Genomic DNA, 21,543 nt, shown 5'->3' on the forward strand with positions numbered 1-21,543 from the left:
CTCAGCGAAAGAACCTCAGCCAGTCGAACAAACCTGAATGCTGCGCGCGTCGCTTCGGCGCCGGCGCGCTGCGCGGCCGGAAGTCGGGCGAGAACTGCGCGTGCGGATCGATCGCCCGCGCGCGCAGCGCCGCATCGTAGAACGAGCCGACGATCGGCAGCGCGCTGTGCGCGCCCGCGCCCCAGTAGTCGCTGCGCAGCGTCACGCTGCCGTCGTCGAAGCCGACCCACGCGCCGGCGACCAGTTGCGGATGCATCAGGATGAACCAGCCGTCCGTGTTGTCCTGCGTCGTGCCGGTCTTGCCGGCGACGTCGATGCGAATCCCGTAGCGCGAGCGGATGTCCGCGCCGGTCCCGTAATCGACGACGCCACGCATTGCGTCGACGAGCGTCTGCGCGGCGGCCACCGGCAACGCGCGTTCGGGGGGCGCGCTGCCGAATGCGGCGAGCACCTTGCCGTCGCGATCCTCGATGCGCGTGATCATCTGCGGCGCGACGTACACGCCGCGGTTCGCGATCGTGCCGTACGCGGACACCATCTCCTTCAGCGTGACGGGGCTCGTGCCGAGCGCGAGCGACGGCACCGCGTCGAGCGGACTGTCGCGCACGCCCATCGCGCGCGCGAGCTGCGCGACCTTCGCGGCGCCTTCGTGCTGCATCACCTGCGCGGTGATGCGATTGCGCGACAGCGCGAGCGCGTCGCGCAGCGTCATCGGCTCGCCCGTCGGCGGTTCCTCGTCGGTCGGGCGCCAGACCGCGCGGCCGTCGATCGGGATCGCGACGGGGCGGTCGATGAACGTATCGGCCGGCCGCATGCCGTCCGCGAACGCGGCGCCATAGACGAACGGCTTGAACGTCGAGCCCGGCTGGCGCCGCGCCTGCACGACGTGATCGAACGGCTCGCTGTCGAAATCGGGACTGCCGACCCACGCCCGGATCGCGCCGTTGCGCGGATCGATCGCGACGAAGCCGGCCTGCACCTGCGTCTTGCGCTCGCACAGCGCGCGCACGAATTCGCGATTCGCGCCGAGCTGCTTCAGCGCAGCCACGTCGGCGAGCCCTGTGTCGCGAGCCTGGCGATACTCGGGCGTCTGGCGAATGAAGCCGCGGAACAGGTCGTTGCGCAGCCCGCAGCCGGACGGCCCGCGCCATGCGCTGTCGGCGATCGCCTGCAGCCGTTCGGTCTGCCGCGTCAGCGCCTGCGTGGCCATGTCCTGCAGCCGCGCATCGAGCGTCGTGCGCACGACGAGGCCGTCCGAATAGAGATCGTAGTTGTTGCGGTCGGCCCACGCGATCAGCCACTTGCGAAGCTGCACCGCGAAGTGCGGGGCGAGGCCGGGCTGCGCCGTCTGCGGTTCGAAGTCGACACGCAGCGGCCGGCGCTGCAATTGCGCGAGCTGCGGCGGCGACAGCATGCTCATCTGCGCCATCCGGTCGAGCACGATGTTGCGCCGTTGTACCGCGCGCTCCGGATTCAGTACCGGGTTGTAATAGCTGTTGCCCTTCAGCATCCCGACGAGCGTCGCGCTTTCGACGATGTCGAGCTGGTCCGCCGATTTGCCGAAGTAGGTGCGCGCGGCCATTTCGACGCCGTACGCGTTGTACAGGAACGGTACGGTGTTCAGATAGGTCTCGAGAATCTCGTCCTTGCTGTACACCGACTCGATCTTGAAGGCGGTGATCAGTTCCTTCACCTTGCGCGTGAGCGTCGGCGCGCGGCCGACTTCATCCGGATACAGGTTGCGCGCGAGCTGCTGCGTGATCGTCGAGCCGCCCTGGCGGCCGCCCGAGAACGTGTGCAGCCCGGCCGCGATCGTGCGGCGCCAGTCGATGCCGTGATGCGCGTAGAAGCGGTGGTCCTCGGTCGCGATCAGCGCGTCGACCATGTGCGGCGAGATCTGCTTGAGCGGCACCCATTCGCGGTTGACGGGCCGGAACTCGGCGATCAGCTGGCCGTCGGCCGACAGCACGCGCGCGGGGCGGTCGATGCGCGCCTTGCGGATATCGCCGATGCTCGGCGTGAACGGGACGAACGCGAGCAGGACCAGCAGGCCCAGCACCGGTATCGCGGCGAGCGTCAGCGCAACGCCGCGCCGCGTCGGATGACGCAGGCGATGCAGCGCGCCGGCGCACAGCGCGCGGGCGCGTGTGCGGCAGGCGGCGGTGAGCGGCGCGACGCGGGCGCGGCAGCGGGCCCACGAGTCTCGAAGGAACGGCACGATGCGATTCAAGGCGGCAGGGCGGAGCGGGAAAGCCGCGATCCTAGCAAACGGCGCGTGCGTGCCGGCGCTCGAAACGGCCCTTCGCTTGCAGGATTTACAGACGATTACGTTTGTTGCTCGCGGACAACCTTTTACGGCGCGCGCGGCCGCGATTCTTCCGACGAAACCACCTCCGCGAGCCGCTGCGCGGCTGCCTCCATCTGTGCGCGGCCGAACCCGCCGAAGCCGAGCACGAGCCCCGGGCGGGCCGTGCCCGGTGCGAACATCGGCGACACCGGGCGCACCGCGACGCCGGCTTGCGCCGCGCGCGCGACCACGTCGAGATCGTCGATGCCGTCGGCGAGCCACAGCACGACGTGCATCCCCTGGTCGCCCGGCTGCACCCACGCGCGTTCGCGCGGCAGCCGCGCGCCGAGCGTGTCGATCAGCAGCGCGCGCTGCTCCGCATACACGCCGCGCACGCGGCGGATGTGGCGGTCGAGGTGGCCTTCCGCGATGAACGCGGCCAGCACGTGCTGGTCGGCGGTCGGCGCATGGCGATCCATCAGCGCACGCGCGCCGCAGAACGCGGGCACGAGATCGTCGGGCGCGATCACATAACCGAGCCGCAGCGACGGAAACAGGATCTTGCTGAACGTGCCGAGATAGATCACGCGGTCGGGGTCGAGACCCTGCAGCGACGGGAACGGATAGCCTTCGTAACGCAGCTCGCTGTCGTAGTCGTCCTCGACCACCCAGGCGCGATGCGCGCGTGCCCACGCGAGCAGCGCGTTGCGCCGCGCCATGCTCAGCGGCATGCCGAGCGGGTACTGGTGCGACGGCGTGACGAATGCGGCACGCGCATGCGGCGCGATGCGGATGCCGGCCTCGACGTCGAGGCCGTCGGCGTCGACCGGCACGCGGACCATCGCGTCGCGCCGCCCGGTGCTTTCGAGCAGCGCGGTGATGCCGCGATAGGCCGGATTCTCGACCCAGGCCTGATCGTCCGCGCCGAGCAGCACCTGGCTCGCGAGATGCAGCCCCTGCTGCGTACCGCTCGTGATCACGACCTGGCCGGCATGGCAGCGCACCGAGCGCGACCGGCGCACGTAGTCGGCGATCGCTTCGCGCAACGGCAGCGCGCCTTGCGGATCGGCATAGCCGGACGGCGCACCGGCGCCGCGTGCGCGCAGGCGGTTGCCGAGCCGGCGCCAGATGTCGTCGGGCGCGGTGAGGCCGACCGGTACCGAGATCGCGAACGGCACGGCCGGCAGCGGACGGAATTCGCGGGCGATCCGCGCGAAGGTGGCGGCCGGTTCGGGCAGCCCGGCGCGCGCCGGGCGCCTGCGTCGGGCAGGCGCTTCGGGTTCGTTGACCGGCGGCGGTTCCGCGAGCGCGTTCGCGACCCGCGTGCCCGCGCCGCCGCTCGATTCGAGGAAGCCTTCGGCGATGAGCTGCGCATACGCATCGACGACGGTGCCGCGCGCAACCTGCAGCGCCGCCGCCAGCAACCGCGTGGACGGCAGCGTGTCGCCCGGACGGACGTCGCCGCGGCGCACGGCTTCGCGCAGCGCCTGCGCGAGCTGGCGGCTCAAGTCGCCGGTCGCGCGGTCGAGTGCGCCGAGCGACGGGATTTCGACGATCCGGGCCGTTCTTGCCATGATTCTGGTCTGCTGAAATTGTTCCAAACCGGCTCTACAGAATAAACCAGTTTGGGATCACAATCGGCGCATGACGGGCCAGCGCCTGTTCCAATTCAAACCCCGCAGACTGTGGAGCCGACATGTACGTCCCCGCCGATTTCAACGAGCCCAACCCCGACGCGCTGCGCGAGCTGATCGTGCAGCATCCGTTCGGCAGCCTGATCACGCACGGGAAGAACGGGCTCGACGCGAACCACATCCCGTTCGAACTGCTGCCCGACGACAGCGGGCTCGGCGAGCTGCACGCGCATGTCGCGCGCGCGAATCCGGTCTGGCAGGACGTCGCGAACGGCGACGAGGTGCTCGTGATCTTCCGTGCCGGCGATGCGTACATCTCGCCGAACTGGTACCCGAGCAAGCACGCGGCGCACCGGCAGGTGCCGACGTGGAACTACGTGGTCGTGCATGCGCACGGTCGCATCACGGTGCGCGACGACGAGAAGTTCGTGCGCGGCGTGGTCGCCCGGCTGACGCGCACGCACGAGTCGTCGCAGCCGGTGCCGTGGAAGATGGGCGATGCGCCGGCCGATTATCTCGACAGGATGCTGCAGTCGATCGTCGGATTGCAGATCGAGATCACGCGGCTCGTCGGCAAGCGCAAGCTCGGGCAGAACAAGGCGGCGGAGGATATTCGCGGGGCGGGCGACGCGCTGATCGCCGGTGGGAATCTCGCGATCGGCGAAGCGATGCTGGTGGAGGCTGATGCGAAGCGGGAGTGAGCCACCGGCGCGCATCGGCGAGTTTGCCCGAGCCGGACCGGGTGTGTATCGTGGGATCACGCGGCCGCGCATGCCGCGTTCGTGACCACGGCTGCATCACGGTGACACGGGCGGGGCGATGCGCGGCGATCCGACTCCCCCCTCTCATCCCACACCATGAATCTCATCACCCACGCACTCGACAAGTGGAAGCAGCAATCGCTCTCCGGGAAACTCTACGCATCGGGCAATGGCCTCGTGATGCTCGTCGCGGGCGCGCTGATGCTGATGCCCCGAACGATGACCCACACGCTGACGCTGTTCGCCGCGGGGCCGCTGCTGCTGTTCATGGCCGGGTTCCTGATCTGGGTCGTGCCGAAGCTGCTTGCGATCGGTCGGTCGCAGGTCGGTACCGTACCGCTCGTCGTGGTGAGCGCGGTGCTTGCTCCGCTCTGTCTCGGATGGGCACGGCAGTGCGTCGGCATGGCCGTGCAGTTGCCGCCGCAGTCGTTCGACGTGACGGTTGCGCTGCTGACGGTGCTCCTGATCCCGATCGCGTGGGCGGCCGTTGCCGCGTCGATCCTGATACTCGTGTTCGCCGTATCGATTTTCGCCGCGATGACGAGCCAGGTGTTCCGTCCGCTGGTGGGTACGTTTGCCATGAGCCCGACCGGGTGGCTCGCGCGGACGCTGGGGAAAATCGAAGCGGCGGAGCGCGAAGCCTTCAATCACGGAATGGGCGCCTTCGTTTCGGCAGCCGTCATCGTACTGTTGTTCGGGTGTTATGCGTCCGCGGTGCTGGACCCGGCCGTTGTCCGGCTGGCGGCATACGGCCTCGACTTTTCGTATGCGAACCGGTACCCGGGCGTTGAACCCGGCCGGCGCATCCGCCTGCTCGACAACGGCTTCGTCGCCTACGCCGCGCGGCAGGGGCTCGACGTGCGGCTCGACGTGATGCCGCTGCCCCCGTCCGACAAGACGAAGTGAGCCGGACGGAAGCGCGTGGCCGTCTACTGCGTCCGCACCGCTCCCGTCGTCGCCTGCGCGAGCGCACCGCGAATCGCAGCCTCGGTCTTGTCGTACCCGCCTTCGCCGTAGCGCGTATAGACGACCTTCCCGTTCGCATCGATCAGGTACAGCGCGGGCCAGTACTGGTTGCCGTACGCGCGCCACGTGTCGTAGCGGTTGTCCTGCGCGACCGGGTACTGGATGCCGAAGCGCTTGATCGCATCGGCGACGTTGCCCGCGTCGCGTTCGAACGGATATTCGGGCGTATGCACACCGACCACGACGAGCCCCTGGTCGCGATACTTCCGGTACCAGTCGTTCACGTACGGAATCGTGTGAATGCAGTTGATGCACGAGTACGTCCAGAAATCGACCAGCACGACCTTGCCGTGCAACTTGCCGAGCGTCAGCGGCGCGCTGTTGTGCCAGCGGTCGATGCCGGTGAAATCGGGCGCCGGCGTGCCGGCGAGCGACGCCTGCATGCCCGCGTCGTCGCGGGTGCCGGCAAAGGCGGCGAGCCCGGCCGTGGCGGCAAGGGCGATGACGAGGGCGGCGGTCTTGAGTCGGGGCAGCATGGCGTTCTCCTGATCGGGAGGCCGCCGCTCGGAGCGGCGGCCGGACGGGTTTCGACGGTTCCCATTAGGCTGCGCCGACGTATCTGCGATGTGTCCGGCTGGCCGCGCGTGTGCAATGTTGTGTGTCGTCGCGGCGGCGCGATACATTGGGATACAAACGCGTGCCCGCCGTGCGGTATAAAAGCGGACATAGCCTGCCCGAACCACACGAAACGACACCGACAACCAACGACTCATGGACAAGATCGACCACGTGCTGATCGTCGACGACGATCGCGCCATCCGCGAACTGATCGCGGACTATCTGGAGAAAAACGGCATGCGCGTGTCGCTGGCCGCGAACGGCCGCGAGATGCGCAACGTGCTGGACGGCGGCGCGCCCGACCTGATCGTGCTCGACCTGATGCTGCCGGGCGAGGACGGCCTCACGCTGTGCCGCGACCTGCGCGCCGGCAAGTTCCGCACGGTGCCGGTGCTGATGCTGACCGCGCGCAGCGAGGAAACCGACCGCATCATCGGCCTCGAGATGGGCGCCGACGACTACCTGGCGAAGCCGTTCGCGGTGCGCGAACTGCTCGCGCGGATTCGCTCGGTGCTGCGCCGCGCGCGCATGCTGCCGCCCGGCATGCAGGTGACGGAAACGGCCGACATGCTCGCGTTTGGCGAATGGCGGCTCGACACGACAGGGCGTCACCTGCTCGACGCCGAAGGCACGCTGGTCGCGCTGAGCGGCGCCGAATACCGGCTGCTGCGCGTATTCCTCGATCATCCGCAGCGCGTGCTGACGCGCGACCAGTTGCTCAACCTCACGCAGGGGCGGCAGTCCGACCCGTTCGACCGGTCGATCGACCTGCTTGTGAGCCGGCTGCGCCAGCGCTTGCGCGACGGCGCGCGCGAACCGCGCTACATCAAGACGCTGCGCAACGAGGGCTATGTGTTCTCGTCGGCCGTGACTACCGTCGACGGTACGCCATGAGCGCGCACACGCTGTGGCACTGGCCGCGCTCGCTGTTCGCACGGCTCGCGCTGATCCTGTGCGTGGGCCTCGCGCTCGCGCAGACGCTGTCGTTCTGGCTCACCGTGACCGAGCGCGACCAGGCGACCACCAACCTGATGATGGGTTACATCGAGCGCGAGGTCGCGAGCTCGGTCGCGCTGCTCGACCATCTGCCGCCGGCCGAGCGGGCCGCGTGGCTGCCGCGCCTCGCGCGGCGCAGCTATGCGTTCATCCTCGGGCCCGGCGAGACCGGCACGCCGCCGGAGGCACGGCTGTCGGCGCGCGTCGAGCGGTCGATTTCCGACGGCATCGGCGGCGACTACCCGCTGACCGCGAACGCGATCCCCGGCGACCGCGAACATCTGCAGGTGCATCTGCGCCTGACCGACGGGTCGCCGCTGACGATCGACATCCAGCCGATGTCGACGGTGCCGCTGTCGGGCTGGCTGCCGGTCGTGCTCGTGCTGCAGCTTGCGGTGCTGGCCGCGTGTTGCTGGCTCGCGGTGCGGCTCGCGACGCGGCCGCTCAAGCAGCTCGCGCAGGCCGCCGACGCGCTCGGCCCCGACCTGAAGGGCGAGCGCCTGAACGAGGGCGGGCCGTCCGAGGTCGCGCGCGCCGCGCGGGCGTTCAACGCGATGCAGGACCGCATCGCGCAGTACATGGCCGAACGCATGCAGATCCTCGCGTCGATCTCGCACGACCTGCAGACGCCGATCACGCGGATGCGGTTGCGCGTCGACGTGATGGACGACGACGCGCAGGGCGCGAAGCTGCGCCAGGACCTGCTCGAGATGGAGCATCTGGTGAAGGAGGGCGTGGCATACGCGCGGACGCTGCACGGCACCGAGGAGGCCGCGCGCCGCATCGATCTCGATGCGCTGCTCGACAGCATCGTCTGCGACTACACGGACGCGGGGCAGGACGTCGCGCTGCACAGCCGCGCGCCGCTCGCACTCGTCACGCGGCCGAAGGCGCTGCGCCGCATCGTCGGCAACCTCGTCGACAACGCGCTGAAGTTCGCGGGCGCGGCCGAGATCGACGTGCAGGCCGTGCCGGACGGCGGCGCGGTCATCGCCGTGCTCGACCGCGGGCCCGGTATTCCGGACGATCAGCTCGACGCGGTGTTCGAGCCGTTCCGGCGCGTGGAGACGTCGCGCAATCGCGAGACGGGCGGTACGGGGCTCGGTCTTGCGATCGCGCGGCAACTCGCGCTCGCGATGGGCGGCTCGCTCACGCTGAGCAACCGGCCGGACGGCGGGGGGCTGGAGGCCAGGCTGACGCTGAGGAATGCGGGGTAAGGCGACGCGGCGCGTCAGCACCGGCCGGTGCGCAGCGCGACGGTCCAGTCCTCGCGCCCGCGCGATGCCGCGGTGGCGGCGGCCGTGTGCCAGTCGTATTCGACCGCATGGAATTCGACGTTCCAGCCGGCCGCCGTGCGCGACACCATCGCGTAGCGTGCATGCGGCGAGCCCGTCTCGATGCGGTGCGGATGCGGCAGGTCGTCCGCGTATGCCTGCAGCCCGACGCTGCCCGGGTTGACGATCAGCCGGCCGTCGTCGAGCTTCGCCGTGCGCGGCACGTGTGTGTGGCCGCACAGGATCAGTGACGCCGGTTCGTCGCCCGCACGCTGCGCGATTTCATCGGGCGTGGCCGCGCGGCAGCCGTCGGGCGTGACCGTTTCGAGGAAATAGACGAGGTCGCTGTCCGGCGTGCCGTGCACCATCAGCACGTCGTTGTCGAGCGTCACGCGTTCGGGCAGCGCGGCGATCCAGTCGAGCTGGTCGGTGCGCAGCGTGTCGTGCGCCCAGCGATCCGACAGCCGCATCGACGCGCGATCGCCGGTGAGCAGTTGCCGTTCGTGATTGCCCTTGATGGTGGGCAGGTCGAGTGCGATCAGGCGGTCGGCCGTCTCGGCCGGATGGAGCGCGCCCGATACGATATCGCCGAGATTGACGATCACGTCGGCGCCGCGGCGGCGGACGTCGTCGAGCACCGCGTCGAGCGCGGCGAGGTTGCCGTGGATGTCGGAGAGCGCGGCGATTTTCATGGGGAGCGTCGATGAGGGGAATGGCGATTGTCGCCAATTCGGCGCGGGCCGTCCAATGGCGTCATGGCGCTGGCGGATGACGCCGCGCGCTGCGCGTCAGTCGGTCGCGACGCGCGCGTACATCGCGAAATCGCCGGGCGTGCCGCGCACCATCCGGTACCCGCGCAACAGCCCTTCGTAGTGGAAGCCGCACTTCTGCAGCACGCGCGCGGAGCCGGCGTTGGTGGTCAGCACGACGCCCTGGATGCGCATGAAGCCACCGTCCGCGAATGCCCACGCGGTGACGGCCGCGCACAGCGCGCTCGCGATGCCGCGCCCCCAGTGCGACGGCGCGAGGTCGTATGCGATCTCCGCCGAGCGGTTCGAGGTCGATACCGTGTGCAGGCCGATCGTGCCGACGAGCGCACCCGATGTGTCGTCGATGATCGCGAGGCGATGGATCGAATCCGGGTTGCCTGATTCGATGCTGTCGAACAGGGGTAACAGATCGTCGCGCGAGCGCAGGTTCCAGCTCGTGTGGCGCACGACGTCGGGGTTCGACAGATACGCGTACCACGCGTCGAGATCCGCGCGTTCGAGCTGCCTGAGCGACAGGCCCGGAAAGCCGGAGCGGGGCGGCGCATCGATTCTCATCGGAGCGTGCGCTTACGCGGCATGGCGTCGATGCAGCGCCAGCGAACCGGCGAGCGCGAGCAGCACGGTCGGGCCGGGCGTCGCGATGCCGACGAACGCGACGGCGGCGAAGATCAGCAGGGGCGTTTCACGCATGACGGCTCCCGATGGGCGAGGCGGAGTCGATTATCCGGTGCGTCGGGCCGTGCTGTACAGGCGTCGTGTCCAACTATCTCGATTTCGGCAAGAAGCTGTTTTCGTTATTGCGCTTTAGTCTGGTACCGGTTCCATTTACCATGGCGGCCGCAGCGGGCCTGCCCGCCGCGACGCCGCGCGCGCCTGTCGCATGCGCGCGTTCCCGCGTGCGGACGCTACCGGTCCCGCACGGCCGGCGGATCTCGCCGCCGCACGCGCTACTCGCATAGAACAACGGGTTCACCGCCCGGAGACAACAACCATGAACAAGCAACTGATCGCAGCACCGCTGCTGCTCTCGCTCGCGGGCATCGCATCCGCGCAAAGCTCCGTCACGCTGTACGGCATCGTCGATGCGGGCGTGACCTATCGCAGCAACGAACGGGTTGGCTCGCCGGGCGCGTACACCGGGCATTCGAGCGTCGGGCTCACGACCGGCAACCTGTCCGGCAGCCGCTGGGGCATCAAGGGTGCCGAGGATCTCGGCGGCGGGATGCGCGCGCTGTTCGTCCTCGAGAACGGCTTCGACATCACGAACGGCACGTCGGGCCAGGGCGGCCGCCAGTTCGGCCGCCAGGCGTTCGTCGGCATCGGCAGCGACCGCTACGGCTCGGTCACGCTCGGCCGCCAGTACACGTCGCTCGACGATTTCGTGAGCCCGGTCGGCCCGTCGTCGTTCATCGGCGGGTTCGGCGCGCACCCGGGCGACATCGACGATCTCGACCAGACCGCGCGCGTCGACAGCTCGATCAAGTACACGAGCGCCAACTACTCGGGCTTCACGTTCGGCGCGCTGTACGGCTTCGGCGGCCAGCCGGGCAGCTTGAAGCAGCGCAACACGTGGAGCGTCGGCGCGGCATACGCGGCCGGCCCGCTGCGTGTCGGCGTCGGCTACGAGCGCTCGGACAACAGCAAGACGGGCGCGACCGACACGACGGCCGGCAAATGGCAGAGCACCGACGACGGGCTGTTCAACTCGTCGATCAACGAGGGCTATGCGAGCGCGCAGTCGCAGCAGGTCATCGCGACGGGCGCGACGTACGACTTCGGTCCGGCCGTCGTCGGCGTGAACTACAGCAACGTGCAGTACCGCAGCGGCGGCCAATCGCTGTTCACGGGCCACGCGACGTTCAACGTCGCGGGCGTGTTCACGCGCTGGAACGTGCGGCCGCAGACGCAACTGTTCGCGGGCTACAGCTACACGCGCGGCAGCGATGTCGATGGCGTGGACGACCGCGCGCAGTATCACAACGTCACGCTCGGCGCCGTCTACGACCTGTCGAAGCGCACCAGCGTGTACCTGCTCGGCGCGTACCAGCATGCATCGGGCATGACGCTCGACGCGCTCGGCCGGCCGGTGGCCGCGACCGCATCGGTGTCCGACAAGGCGAACGGCCACTCGTCCGACTCGCGGTCGCAGGCGATCGTCAGCCTCGGCCTGCGCCAGAAGTTCTGACGCAACGGTCGTTGCGGTCGCAACGTGGCCCGCAGCCGGTGCGGGCCGCGTTGCACGCATGCTCCTGCGGCCGACGATGCATCTGTTCTACCAGCACCGCGTGATCGACGTCGTCGACGCGGACTGAACGATCGCGGCCGCGTGCCGGCACCGCTGGCGCGCGGTTTTCTCCGCCGTATCCATCTACCCTCTCCCTCACTTCCTGTCGCCGCATGCACGGCATGCACGGCATGCCCGATGCGCGAAATCGCGAAAAGACGATTGCACCGGATAATATTTTTTCTCTTTCATTTTAATTTCGATTTGTAATCATCGAACCGATATCCGGGGAATGGAAAAGCAATGCGACATAGCAGAAAAAATGACGCATTCGCATTGAGCGACCCGGAAGAAAATGCCGGGGAAAAGCGCCGAAACCGCGCGGCCGGCAAGCCGTTGCGGCGCGGTGAGCGGGTTTGACCATCGTTGACGAAAAAGCGCCGGACGGCAAAAGGCACGGGTGAATAATTCGGGGTAACGGCGAATGCGCTTTTGCCAAAATCACCAATATTTCATGTGCTGCGATTTACAGTGTCGACAAACGATCGTCTGGGAGCATTATTCATGTCAATGAAACAAATTCGCGCGGCGTTGCTGGGAATGTGCATGGCCATGCTGGCGCCCGCGAGTCACGCGCAGGCGCAATATTCCACCGACTGGCTTGCGAATACGTTCGGCACGCTGGCCGCGCACGTGGGCAACGGCGCGCGTTCGATGTGGGTCGCGCCCGAGGGTGTGATCTACACGGCGTCGCGCTGGGACGAGAACGCGGGCGGCGTCGCGATCTACCAGAACGGCCAGCCGCTCGGCACGATCGGCATCCACGACGAATTCCAGGGCGGCGCGATCACCGGCAATTCGACGTCGCTGTTCGTCGCGCTCGGCTACAACCGCACGTTCGGCAGCGGCTCGGTGGGCCGCTACAACCGCGGCACGAACCTGCGCGACCTGCGCATCCCGGTCAGCACGTGGACGGGCATCCAGTACGCGGACGTGATCACGGGCCTCGCGACGGCCGGCAACCTGCTGTACGTGAGCGACTTCTATGGCAACCGCGTGCGCGTCTATACGACGGACGGCGTCTGGCAGCGCGACATCGGCGTGTCGGGCCCCGGCGCGCTGGCGCTCGATGCCGGCGGCAACCTGTGGGTTGCGCGCAAGAGCGCGGGTGTGGTCGCGCAGTTCAGCGCGACCGGCACGGCGATGAACACGATCCAGATGGCGGCCGGCGCGCGGCCGGCGTCGCTGTACTTCGATGCGTCGATGGGCCAGTTGATGGTGGGCGACGAAGGGCCCGACATGAACATCAAGGTCTACAGCGGGCTGCTCGGCCTGCCGGCCCAGGTCGGCACGTTCGGCGTGCAGGGCGGATTTCTCGACACGACGACGGGCATCAAGGGGCAGGTCGGCGACAAGCGCTTCACGCGCGTCGCCGCGCTCGGCAAGGATTCGGGCGGCAACCTGTACGTGCTGAACAACGCTTGGGGCGGCGGCTGGGATCTCGGCCGCAACGGCAGCACCGACCTCCACTCGTACAGCCCGACGGGCGCGCTGCAATGGAAGCTGCAGGCGCTGAACTTCGAGGGGATCGCCGCGCCCGATCCGGTGACGGACGGCACGCTCTTCTACAGCGGCAACAACGTGTATTCGGGCTCGGCGGGCGGCACGTTCGTCGCGAACACGATCGACCCGTTCACCTATCCGAAGGACCCGCGCCTCGCCATGAGCGACTACCAGCGCGGCCAGCACTTCGGCCAGCTCGTGATGGTGGGCGGCAACCGGATCCTCGTCGCGTCGGGCCAGAACCCGGGCAACTTCAACTTCTATTACTTCAACACCGCGAGCGGCTATATCGCGATTCCGGCCGGTTCGCTCCCTGGCAAGCCGTTCAACACGACGCTGCAGGTCACGGCCGGTTTCGACATCGATGGCAACGGCGACGTGTGGGCAGGGCTGAACGGATCCAACGTGATTACCCGCTACCCGATGACGGGCTTCGACGCGACCGGCAAGCCGTCATGGGGCAAGCCGACCACGACGGCCGTGCCGAGCACCGTGGCGCCGGTCACGCGAATCATCTACCAGGCGGACAGCGACACGATGATCCTCGCGCAGGGCCTTGCGGGCAATTGGGACTGGACCGCGATGAACGGGCACATCGAGGTCTATCACGGCTGGAAGAGCGGCAACACGAGCGCGCCGAACCCCGTGATCAACCTGACGAGCGCGAACCCGAAATCGATCTCGGCGGCCGGCCACTACCTGTTCGTCGGCTACGTGCACACGGTGCCGAACATCGACGTGTTCGACCTGAACACCGGCGCCCTCGTCACGACGCTGACGAATTCGAACACGTCGGCGATGGACGTCGGCAACGACGTCGACTCGATGTACGGCGTCCGTGCGTACCTGCGCTCGACCGGCGAGTACGTGATCACCAAGGACAACTACAACGGGTCGAGCATCGTCGTGTATCGCTGGCATCCGTGACCGCCTCGGCCGCGCCGGCCAGGCGTCATGGCGCGCCGAGCACGCGGCCGTTCACGCTGCGCCCGTACATCGAGTCGGGCGAATCGTGGAACTTCGCGCGCGTGTCCTGCACGGAGCCCGTGAAGCGCGGGTCCTGCGGACGGTCGTGACTGTCCATGAAGGTCGCGACGTCCCACGCCTCCTGATCGGTCAGCGTGCCGCCGAGCCCGAGCGGCATGTTGGCCTTGATGAAGCCGGCCGCATTGCGGATGTCGCCCATCCCCGCGCCCCAGTTGAACGAACGCGCGCCCCATAGCGACGGGAAGGCCGGCTTGCCGCCGCTCGACTGGCCCTGGCCGTCCGCGCCGTGGCACAGCGCGCAGTGCTGCGTGTAGACGGCGGCGCCGCGCGCGTAGTCGGCTTTTTGCGCGGGCGGCGGCAGTTTCAGGAAACCCTGTCCCGGCAGCTTCGTGCCGACCGGCGCGCCCTTCGCGAGCCAGTACGAATACGTTTCGAGCGCGACGAGGATCGGGTCGCCGGCCGGCGGCGCCTTGCCGTTCATGCTGTACTGGAAGCACCCCTGCAGGCGTTCGGCGAACGTGTTCACGTGGCCGTTCTTGCTGCGGTACGCCGGATACAGCAGGTACGCGGCCCACATCGGGCCCGAACCGGGCCGGCGGCCCGCGTCGAGGTGGCAGCTCGCGCAGGTCAGCTTGTTGCCGACGTACTTGCCGGCAAACTCGGGCGTGTGCAGGAAGATCTGCTCGCCGAGCTTCACGGTCTTGCCGAAGTCGTCGGCGGGGATCGCGGATTCGGCGGGCGGCGCGAACGGCTTGGCTGCCGTGGTTGCAGCCGGTGCGGAAGCGGCGGCCGGTGCGTCCTGCGGCGCCGCCGCGAATGCGAGCGCGGGCATCCAGGCCGCGCCGAGCAGCGTCGCGCGGGCGCGGCGGATCAGCATCGTGCGGTCGATCATCGCGGGTCTCCTTGTGTGGCGCCGCCGCGCGCATAGTAAGCGGCCACCGCGTCGATGTCGGCGTCGGACAGCTTGCCGGCGATCATCGGCATCAGCGCCATCGGCCCGGGCGGGCGCGTGCCGTGTTTCCAGCCGTTCAACTGACCGGCGAGATAGGCGGCCGGCTGGCCCGCGAGCGGCGGAAACGCGGTGCCCACGCCGAGGCCGCCGGGGCCGTGGCATTGCGCGCACGCGGGCAGGCCCTGCGACCAGCGCCCGCGCGTCGCGAGCCACACGCCGGTGTTCGCCGGATCGATCGACGTGCCGTCGGATGTGACGACGCCGGCCGGCGCGGGCAGGCTCGCGAAGTACGCAGATACCGCGTCGCGCTCGTGCGGCGACAGCAGTTTCGAGAGCGGCTGCATGACGGGATTCTGGCGGCTGCCGTCCGCGAACGCGGCAAGCTGCGCGGACAGATACGCGGCGTTGGTGCCCGCGAGGCGCGGGAAACCGGCCGCCGCGTTGCCTTCGCCCTGGCTGCCGTGGCAGCCGATGCAGGCGGCCACGCCCGTCGTTGTGCCCTGTGTCGCGAGCGTCTTGCCGAGCGTCGCGTCGTCCGCGTGCGCGTGGCCGGCCAGCAGCGCCGCCGCGGCGAGCAGCAGCGGCGCGAACCGGCGTCGCGGTGTGTCGACCGTATCGTTCACGTGTCCCCTCCTTGTTATCGATCGCGTGCGCGCCGCCAGGCGGCCGGCGCGGCTACGCCGTCAGCCCGCAGCGGGCCGGTCCTGCTCCGGCGCGAGATGCTGCGCCGGTCGGGTTGCATCATATCGGCCGAAGCCGTAGCGCTGGAAAATCCGGAAGGCTTCCGGCGACCGGATGAACGCGAGCCACGCGCGCGCGGCTTCCGGATGCGGCGCGTCCTTCACCATCGCGCCCGCATAGATCGCCGTCGTATTCTGCCCGGCCGGAATGTCGATGTGCATCAGCGGATGCCCGACCTGTTCCTGGAACGCCGCTTCGGATTGCCACAGCACGCCGGCGTCCGCGCGCCCCTGCATCAGGAACAGCGCGGTTTCCCGGTGGTGGATGTGCGTGAGCTCGGTCATGCGGGTGCGCACCTTGTCGTCGTAGACGGTGCGCGCGAGCGCGTCGCCGCCGGCCTTCACGAGCGACGCGCGGATCTGCCGCGCGACGCCTTCGAATTCCGGGTTCGGCATCGCGAGCTTCACGTCGGGCCGCGCGAGATCGTTCAGCGACGCGATGCGCTTCGGGTTGCCGGCGCGCACCATGATCGTCAGCTGGTTCGTCACGTACGGCACGGCGGGGCCCGCGAGCGTGCCGTCCGCGATCAGCCCGTCGATCTTGCCGAGCCCCGCGAAATACGCGTCGGGCTTGACCGTCCACGTCATGTTGCCGACCGTGATCGTACCGCCCGCATGGATCTGCTTCACGAGCAGGCCGGGCGGGATCGTTTCCCAATAGATGCGGCCGCGGTATTCGGGATGGTCTTCCTCGAACTTCGCGACGAGCGGCGCCATCGCGAAGAAATAGTTGCCGCCGACGAACAGCACGAGCTTCGGCGCGGTGAGGTCGCCGTGGAAATCGGCGAGCACGTCGACCTGCGGCACCGTGAATTCGAGGCCGCGGTGCGTCGCGTCGTTGTTGCGGCCGTCCTGCCAGGGCGGGAAGATGCGCGCGGTGGTGTCGGCGGGCGCGGCGAGCGACAGCGCCGACGCGCAGCACAGCCAGGCGGCCAGCGCGGCGCGCAGCGTGCGCCGCCGGCGGCGCGACGGCGATTGCGGGTGGATCGATGTCATCGTGGGTGTCATTTCGCGTACGTGAAACCGGCCTGCTGCAGTTCGGGCAGCGTGCCGACCGCGCCGGGCGTGACGATCGCCGACGGGATCACGTGGTTGGTCAGGTCGGCCGCGAGCGCGTCGAGCGGCAGCTTGTCGGGATTCGCATTTGCGCCGTCGAGTCGTTCCGCGAGTTCCCAGATCGCGTTGTGGCACGACAGGAATACGACGCCGCGCTGCTGCAGCGCGGCGATGCTGTTGTCGTGCGACGAGAACGCGCCGTCGGGCAGTTCGTGGCCCTGCGCGCCTTTCGATTGCGCGGGCTTCGCGTCGAGCAGCGTGTTGGTCGGGAACGCGGCGCCGGCCAGTTTCGCGAGGCCGTATTTGTCCCACGCGGCCTGGTCGAACAGCGCGAGATGCGCGCTGCCGTGCGTGGCCGACACGACGAGGAAATCCGGGTGACCGTATGCCCAGATCTGCGCGTTCAGCGAATTGCGCATCAGGTTCAGCCACGGGCCGCCGAGCTCGGTGTTGTCCCACACCTGCTTCGGGCCGCCGCGATAGCCGATCACTTCGGCGAGCGCCGCGTGATCCCACTGGTCGGGGCGTTCGAGGATCATCGGCACGGTCTTGAAATCGCGCCGTCTCGGCGCGGCCGCGAGGCGGCGCGTGAGGTCGGCGAGGCGCGCGACGGCGCCGGGCAGCAACGCGCCTGTTTCGGGCGCTGCGGCGTGAGCCTGGCGCGCGGCAGCGAGAAGCGCGGTGCCGGCCGCGAGGCCGAGTGTCTTCAGCGCGCCGCGGCGTGCATGCCGGTCGGACATGGCTTATCTCCCGGGATCGTTTTTGTGGGGGCGTGTCGCGTTGCCGTGCGGCGGCGAAGCGTCGCCAATGCGTAGCCAGTCTAGAGGCGGGCGATCGATCCCGGAAATCGCGATATCGGATGGGAGATATTCGAGGGTCTGATGATTGACCGGACCGACGGCGCGACGCCGGCGAGGGCGGCGTCGCGCGGCAAGCCGCCGCCGGGCGACGTCAATGCGCGGTGCGTTCGCGCAGGACTTCCGACGGCCGCCCGTTGCGCACGAACACGCCGGCCAGCACCGCGCCCGCGAGTGCGATCGCGCCGGCCAGCACGAATGCGGACGCGAACGAGCCGCTGCGTTCGACGATGAGGCCGGTGACAGCCGGGCCGATCACGCCCGACAGGCTGCCCATGCAATGCAGGAAGCCGCTGACGCCGCCGACGCGGGCCGGATGCACGACGTCCTGCACGATCGCCCAGTAGATCGCGCCAGTCACGTACAGGAAGAACAGCGACACCGACATCAGCGAGACCGCGCCTTGCGTCGACTGCACGGCGCCGGCCACCGCCACGCACGCGCCGGCGCCGAGCAGGCAGGTCACGAGCACGATCCGGCGCGACAGCAGCAGGTTGCCGGTGAGCCGGTAGAGCGCATCCGAGATCGCGCCGCCGCACGCGAGGCCGACCGTGCCGACGAGCCAGGGCACGACGGTGGCGACGCTCATTTCCTTGATGTTCAGATGGTGCGCACGCACGAGGTAGCTCGGGAACCAGCTCAGGAAGAAGAACAGCACGTAGTTGTAGCTGAAGAACGCGGCGGCGGTCGCGAGGATGCGCGGCTGGCGCACGTAGTGCGACAGCGTATGTGCGGGCGTCGCCGTGCCGGCGGCCGCGGGCGCGTGGATCGGCGCGCCCGCGCCCGGTGCGTCGTTGACCGGCGTCGCAGGACGGTCCGACGTCGACATCATCCAGACGACGACCCACGCGAGCCCGATCGCGCAGACGATCCAGAATGCCGGCCGCCAGCCGAACTGCGCGGCCAGCAGGCCGACGATCGGCCCTGCGATCGCGCCGCCGAGCGGCGAGCCGGCGCTCAGCAGGCCCATCGCGGTCGCGGCGCCGTCGCGCGGCAGCCAGTTGTTGACCATCTTGTTCGCGGCCGAGCAAAGCGGGCCTTCGGCCATGCCGAACAGCAGCCGCACGATCAGCAGGCTCACGAAGCCGACGGTGAGCGCGGTCATCCCGCAGAACACCGACCACAGCCCGACCGACAGCACGTACACGAGCTTCGGCCCGAGCCGGTCGGATGCGAGCCCGCCGATGAAATTGAACAGCGCGTAGCCGATGAAGAACGTGCTGAACACGAGGCCCATCTGCGCGGCGTCGATGCCGAGATCGGTCTGCACGATCGGGGCGACGATCGACAGCGCGACGCGGTCGAGGTAGTTGATTCCATACACCATGAACAGCAGGAACACCGTGAACCACGCCTGCGACTTCTGCTTCATGTCTGTCTCCTTCGTGCCGGTGGGCCGGCCGTCATGTCTTGTCGATCGATCGCCGCGTCGGCATGGACCTCGGCGGGCAGGGGCATTGCGCGGTTCGCGCTGGTTACGGCGAACCGGGCGGTCGTTCAGCGCGCGTGCAACGGCGCGAGCAAAGCGTCGGTGCCGTGCGCGCGCAGCGTCGACAAATGCGTGCCGACGCGCGTAATCAACGCGTCCGGCCATGCCGCCGAACCGGCGAGCGCGGGGCTGCCGAGTGCGGCCCGAACCGCGCCGGTTGCATCGCCGGCAGCCGACAGCGTCGCACCGAGCGCGGCCGCGCCCGGATCGCTGATCGTCAGCGGCCGGCCCGATTCGTCGTGCGCGGTGGCGAGATAGTGCAGCCAGAGCGCCAGCGCGCGCTCCAGATACGGACGTTCGATGCCGGCCGCCGTGCTTTCGCCGAGCGCCGGCAGCCAGCGCAGCGGCACCTTCTGCGTGCCGTCCATCGCGATCTGTTCGGTGCGATGCGCGAGCGTCGGATTCCGGAAGCGCTGGACGAGCGTCGCGCAATAGCCGTGCGCGTCGTAACCGGACGGTACGTCGACAGTCGCGAGCAGGTCGCGCGTCATCACGCCGTCGACGAGCGCCGCGATCGCCGGATCGGCCATCGCATCGGACACGGTTGCGCGTCCGCGCAGTTGCCCCGCATACGCGATGGCCGAATGCGAGCCGTTCAGCAGCCGCAGCTTCATCGTTTCGTACGGCCGCACGTCGGCGACGACGTGCGCGCCGGCGTCTTCCCAGCGCGGGCGCGGGCCGGCGAAACGATCCTCGATCACCCATTGCGAGAACGGCTCGCAGACGATCGCGGCCGCGTCGCGCGCGCCGAGATGCGCTTGCGCCCAGTCGAGCGATTCGGACGTCGCGGCCGGCACGATCCGGTCGACCATGCTGTTCGGGAACGCGACGTCGTCGCGGACGCGCCGCGCGAGCGCACCGTCGATGCGTTCCGCGTAGTCGATCAGCAGCGCGCGCAGCGTGTCGCCGTTCGATGTCATGTTGTCGCAGCAGACGACGGTGAGCGGCGCATTCGCCGGCCGCAAGCGCAGGCCGGCCGCGATCACGCCGAGCGCGGTGCGCGGCGTGTCGGGCGTCGCGAGATCCTGCCGGATGGCCGGATCGTCGGCGTCGAGCCCGCCGCCGGGGCGGCGGCAATAGCCTTTCTCGGTCACGGTCAGGCTGACGATCGACACGGCCGGATCGGCGATCAGCGCCAGCAGCGCGGGCAGCGATTCGGGCGCGAACAGCGCGCCGTGCACGGCGCCGACGATGCGCGTGCGCGCACCGCCGCCGTCGCGCTCGGTCACCGTGTACAGGTGATCCTGCGCGGCGAGCAGGTCGACGGTATGGCGCCGCCGCAGTTCGACGCCCACGATGCCCCAGCGGAGATCGCCCTGTTCGAGCACCGTTTCCGTATGGAGCGCCTGATGCGCGCGATGGAACGCACCGAGGCCGAGATGGACGATCCCCGTGCGGACCGCCTGCCGGTCATAACGGAGGCGGCGCGTGCCGGGCGGCGCGGTGCGCAGGAAGTCGGGAGCAGGTGGCATGGCGGTCGGTGGCGGTTTGTACCATGGTAGATGATGGGATGCGTGCAGGTTATTTCGAGTTTCTCGCCGAAGTTATTGGTGTAAACGCTAGATCGCCTGGATTTCATGACTTATGTACCATGGTAGTCATCGATATCAAGTCGGATCAATCGGCAACCATGAGCGAAACGGCAGCACTGGAAGAAGAGGACGTCGTCGTCACGGCGTTGCAAGGGTTCTCGCTGGACGAGAGCCGGTCGTATACGGAGCAGGTGCACGCGCTGCTGCGCCACGCGATCGTGCGCGGCGCGCTGCCGCCGCGCACCGCGCTGTCGGAGGCAGTGATTTCCACGACGATCAAGGTCAGCCGCACGCCGGTGCGCGAAGCGTTCGCGCAGCTTGCCGACGAGCGGCTCGTGCAGATCTACCGGAAGGTCGGCACGCTGGTCGCGCCGATTCCGGTGTCGATCCTCGAGGAAGGGCGGTTCGCGCGCAGCACGCTCGAATGCGCGAACCACGTCGAGCTCGCGCAGAAGATCACGCCGGAGCAACTCACGGAGCTGTCGCGGATCATCGACGCGCAGCGCGCGGCCGTGGCCGCGCGCGATGTCGAAGCGTTCTTCGATCTCGACGAGGCGATGCACGGCCGGATGTTCGCGTTCGCGGGCCGGCCGCACGTGTGGGAAATGCTGCAGCCGATGAAGCGCCAGTTTGACCGCGTGCGCTGGCTGCTGCTCGACCGCGTCGAGGATCACGCGCGCCGCGCGCTGCAGGAGCACGAACAGATCCTCGCGCATATCGCGTCGCGCAACATGGCGCTCCTCGGCGCGGCGGTCGCGATGCACGTCGACCGGATCGGCTCGCATCTGCCGGAAGTGCGCAGCCGCGCGCCCCATTACTTTGTCGACTGAACCGCCC

The 21,543-nt window shown here is 68.9% G+C and carries 18 protein-coding genes and 1 pseudogene; 7 read left to right on the forward strand and 12 right to left on the reverse strand.

Going from position 1 to position 21,543, the window contains the following annotated elements; genetic code table 11:
* Position 1 precedes the first annotated feature (1 nt).
* Entirely contained in the window at positions 2-2,230 is a 2,229-nt protein-coding gene (locus CUJ89_RS18670; RefSeq protein WP_114178959.1) for a penicillin-binding protein 1A, read from the reverse strand.
* Between the two features lie 122 nt (positions 2,231-2,352).
* Entirely contained in the window at positions 2,353-3,861 is a 1,509-nt protein-coding gene (locus CUJ89_RS18675; RefSeq protein WP_114178961.1) for a PLP-dependent aminotransferase family protein, read from the reverse strand.
* Positions 3,862-3,983: 122 nt separating this feature from the next.
* Between CUJ89_RS18675 and CUJ89_RS18680 the strand changes: the two genes are divergently transcribed.
* Both CUJ89_RS18680 and CUJ89_RS18685 read left to right on the forward strand, forming a co-directional pair.
* Positions 3,984-4,622 carry an FMN-binding negative transcriptional regulator gene (locus CUJ89_RS18680; protein WP_114178963.1) on the forward strand — a complete coding sequence of 213 codons (639 nt, stop codon included), beginning with the start codon at positions 3,984-3,986 and terminating at the stop codon, positions 4,620-4,622.
* Between the two features lie 156 nt (positions 4,623-4,778).
* On the forward strand, positions 4,779-5,588 hold the full coding sequence (locus CUJ89_RS18685) for a hypothetical protein (RefSeq protein ID WP_114178965.1): 810 nt from the start codon (positions 4,779-4,781) through the stop codon (positions 5,586-5,588).
* A gap of 23 nt (positions 5,589-5,611) precedes the next feature.
* Here CUJ89_RS18685 and CUJ89_RS18690 read toward each other — a convergent pair whose 3' ends face one another.
* Positions 5,612-6,184 (reverse strand): thioredoxin family protein, encoded by a 573-nt coding sequence (locus tag CUJ89_RS18690; protein ID WP_114178967.1) that lies wholly within the window; start codon positions 6,182-6,184, stop codon positions 5,612-5,614.
* A 235-nt stretch (positions 6,185-6,419) separates the two neighbouring features.
* On the opposite strand from CUJ89_RS18690, the gene CUJ89_RS18695 reads away from it, so the two are divergent.
* Positions 6,420-7,160 (forward strand): response regulator, encoded by a 741-nt coding sequence (locus CUJ89_RS18695; protein WP_114178969.1) that lies wholly within the window; start codon positions 6,420-6,422, stop codon positions 7,158-7,160.
* Complete coding sequence (locus CUJ89_RS18700; RefSeq protein ID WP_114178971.1) at positions 7,157-8,479, forward strand: ATP-binding protein; 1,323 nt, start codon at positions 7,157-7,159, stop codon at positions 8,477-8,479. The genes CUJ89_RS18695 and CUJ89_RS18700 overlap by 4 nt, the downstream gene beginning before the upstream one ends.
* A gap of 14 nt (positions 8,480-8,493) precedes the next feature.
* On the opposite strand, the gene CUJ89_RS18705 is transcribed toward CUJ89_RS18700, so the two are convergent.
* The 3 genes and pseudogenes from CUJ89_RS18705 to CUJ89_RS18715 all read right to left on the reverse strand — a co-directional run.
* Complete coding sequence (locus CUJ89_RS18705) at positions 8,494-9,228, reverse strand: metallophosphoesterase family protein (protein ID WP_114178973.1); 735 nt, start codon at positions 9,226-9,228, stop codon at positions 8,494-8,496.
* Positions 9,229-9,324: 96 nt separating this feature from the next.
* Complete coding sequence (locus CUJ89_RS18710) at positions 9,325-9,861, reverse strand: GNAT family N-acetyltransferase (RefSeq protein WP_114178975.1); 537 nt, start codon at positions 9,859-9,861, stop codon at positions 9,325-9,327.
* Between the two features lie 15 nt (positions 9,862-9,876).
* Positions 9,877-9,996: pseudogene (locus tag CUJ89_RS18715) on the reverse strand (LysE family translocator); the annotation flags it as partial.
* Between the two features lie 301 nt (positions 9,997-10,297).
* Between CUJ89_RS18715 and CUJ89_RS18725 the strand changes: the two are divergent.
* Positions 10,298-11,491 (forward strand): porin, encoded by a 1,194-nt coding sequence (locus tag CUJ89_RS18725; protein WP_114178979.1) that lies wholly within the window; start codon positions 10,298-10,300, stop codon positions 11,489-11,491.
* Positions 11,492-12,094: 603 nt separating this feature from the next.
* The gene (locus tag CUJ89_RS18730) at positions 12,095-14,020 is read left to right on the forward strand and encodes an SMP-30/gluconolaconase/LRE-like region family protein (protein WP_114178981.1); all 1,926 of its coding nucleotides are present in this window, start codon (positions 12,095-12,097) and stop codon (positions 14,018-14,020) included.
* 25 nt (positions 14,021-14,045) lie between these two features.
* Here the strand turns inward: CUJ89_RS18730 and CUJ89_RS18735 are convergent, their stop codons facing one another.
* From CUJ89_RS18735 to CUJ89_RS18760, 6 genes are all read right to left on the reverse strand, one after another.
* Positions 14,046-14,972 carry a c-type cytochrome gene (locus tag CUJ89_RS18735; RefSeq protein WP_114178983.1) on the reverse strand — a complete coding sequence of 309 codons (927 nt, stop codon included), beginning with the start codon at positions 14,970-14,972 and terminating at the stop codon, positions 14,046-14,048.
* Positions 14,969-15,655, reverse strand: coding sequence for a c-type cytochrome (locus CUJ89_RS18740; protein ID WP_114178985.1), 687 nt, complete (start codon positions 15,653-15,655; stop codon positions 14,969-14,971). Before CUJ89_RS18740 ends, CUJ89_RS18735 begins: the two co-directional genes overlap by 4 nt.
* A gap of 60 nt (positions 15,656-15,715) precedes the next feature.
* Positions 15,716-16,768, reverse strand: a complete 1,053-nt coding sequence (locus CUJ89_RS18745; RefSeq protein ID WP_114178987.1) for a molybdate ABC transporter substrate-binding protein — start codon at positions 16,766-16,768, stop codon at positions 15,716-15,718.
* Between the two features lie 8 nt (positions 16,769-16,776).
* Positions 16,777-17,568, reverse strand: coding sequence for a transcriptional initiation protein Tat (locus tag CUJ89_RS18750; RefSeq protein WP_114178989.1), 792 nt, complete (start codon positions 17,566-17,568; stop codon positions 16,777-16,779).
* A 211-nt stretch (positions 17,569-17,779) separates the two neighbouring features.
* On the reverse strand, positions 17,780-19,057 hold the full coding sequence (locus tag CUJ89_RS18755; protein WP_114178991.1) for an MFS transporter: 1,278 nt from the start codon (positions 19,055-19,057) through the stop codon (positions 17,780-17,782).
* Between the two features lie 125 nt (positions 19,058-19,182).
* On the reverse strand, positions 19,183-20,646 hold the full coding sequence (locus tag CUJ89_RS18760; RefSeq protein ID WP_114178993.1) for a mannitol dehydrogenase family protein: 1,464 nt from the start codon (positions 20,644-20,646) through the stop codon (positions 19,183-19,185).
* 158 nt (positions 20,647-20,804) lie between these two features.
* Here CUJ89_RS18760 and CUJ89_RS18765 point away from each other — a divergent pair, with 158 nt between their 5' ends.
* Positions 20,805-21,536, forward strand: coding sequence for a GntR family transcriptional regulator (locus CUJ89_RS18765; RefSeq protein ID WP_114181443.1), 732 nt, complete (start codon positions 20,805-20,807; stop codon positions 21,534-21,536).
* The last annotated feature ends 7 nt before the right edge of the window (positions 21,537-21,543 follow it).

It is taken from the genome of Burkholderia pyrrocinia, from assembly GCF_003330765.1.
Taxonomy (GTDB): Bacteria; Pseudomonadota; Gammaproteobacteria; order Burkholderiales; family Burkholderiaceae; genus Burkholderia; species Burkholderia pyrrocinia_B.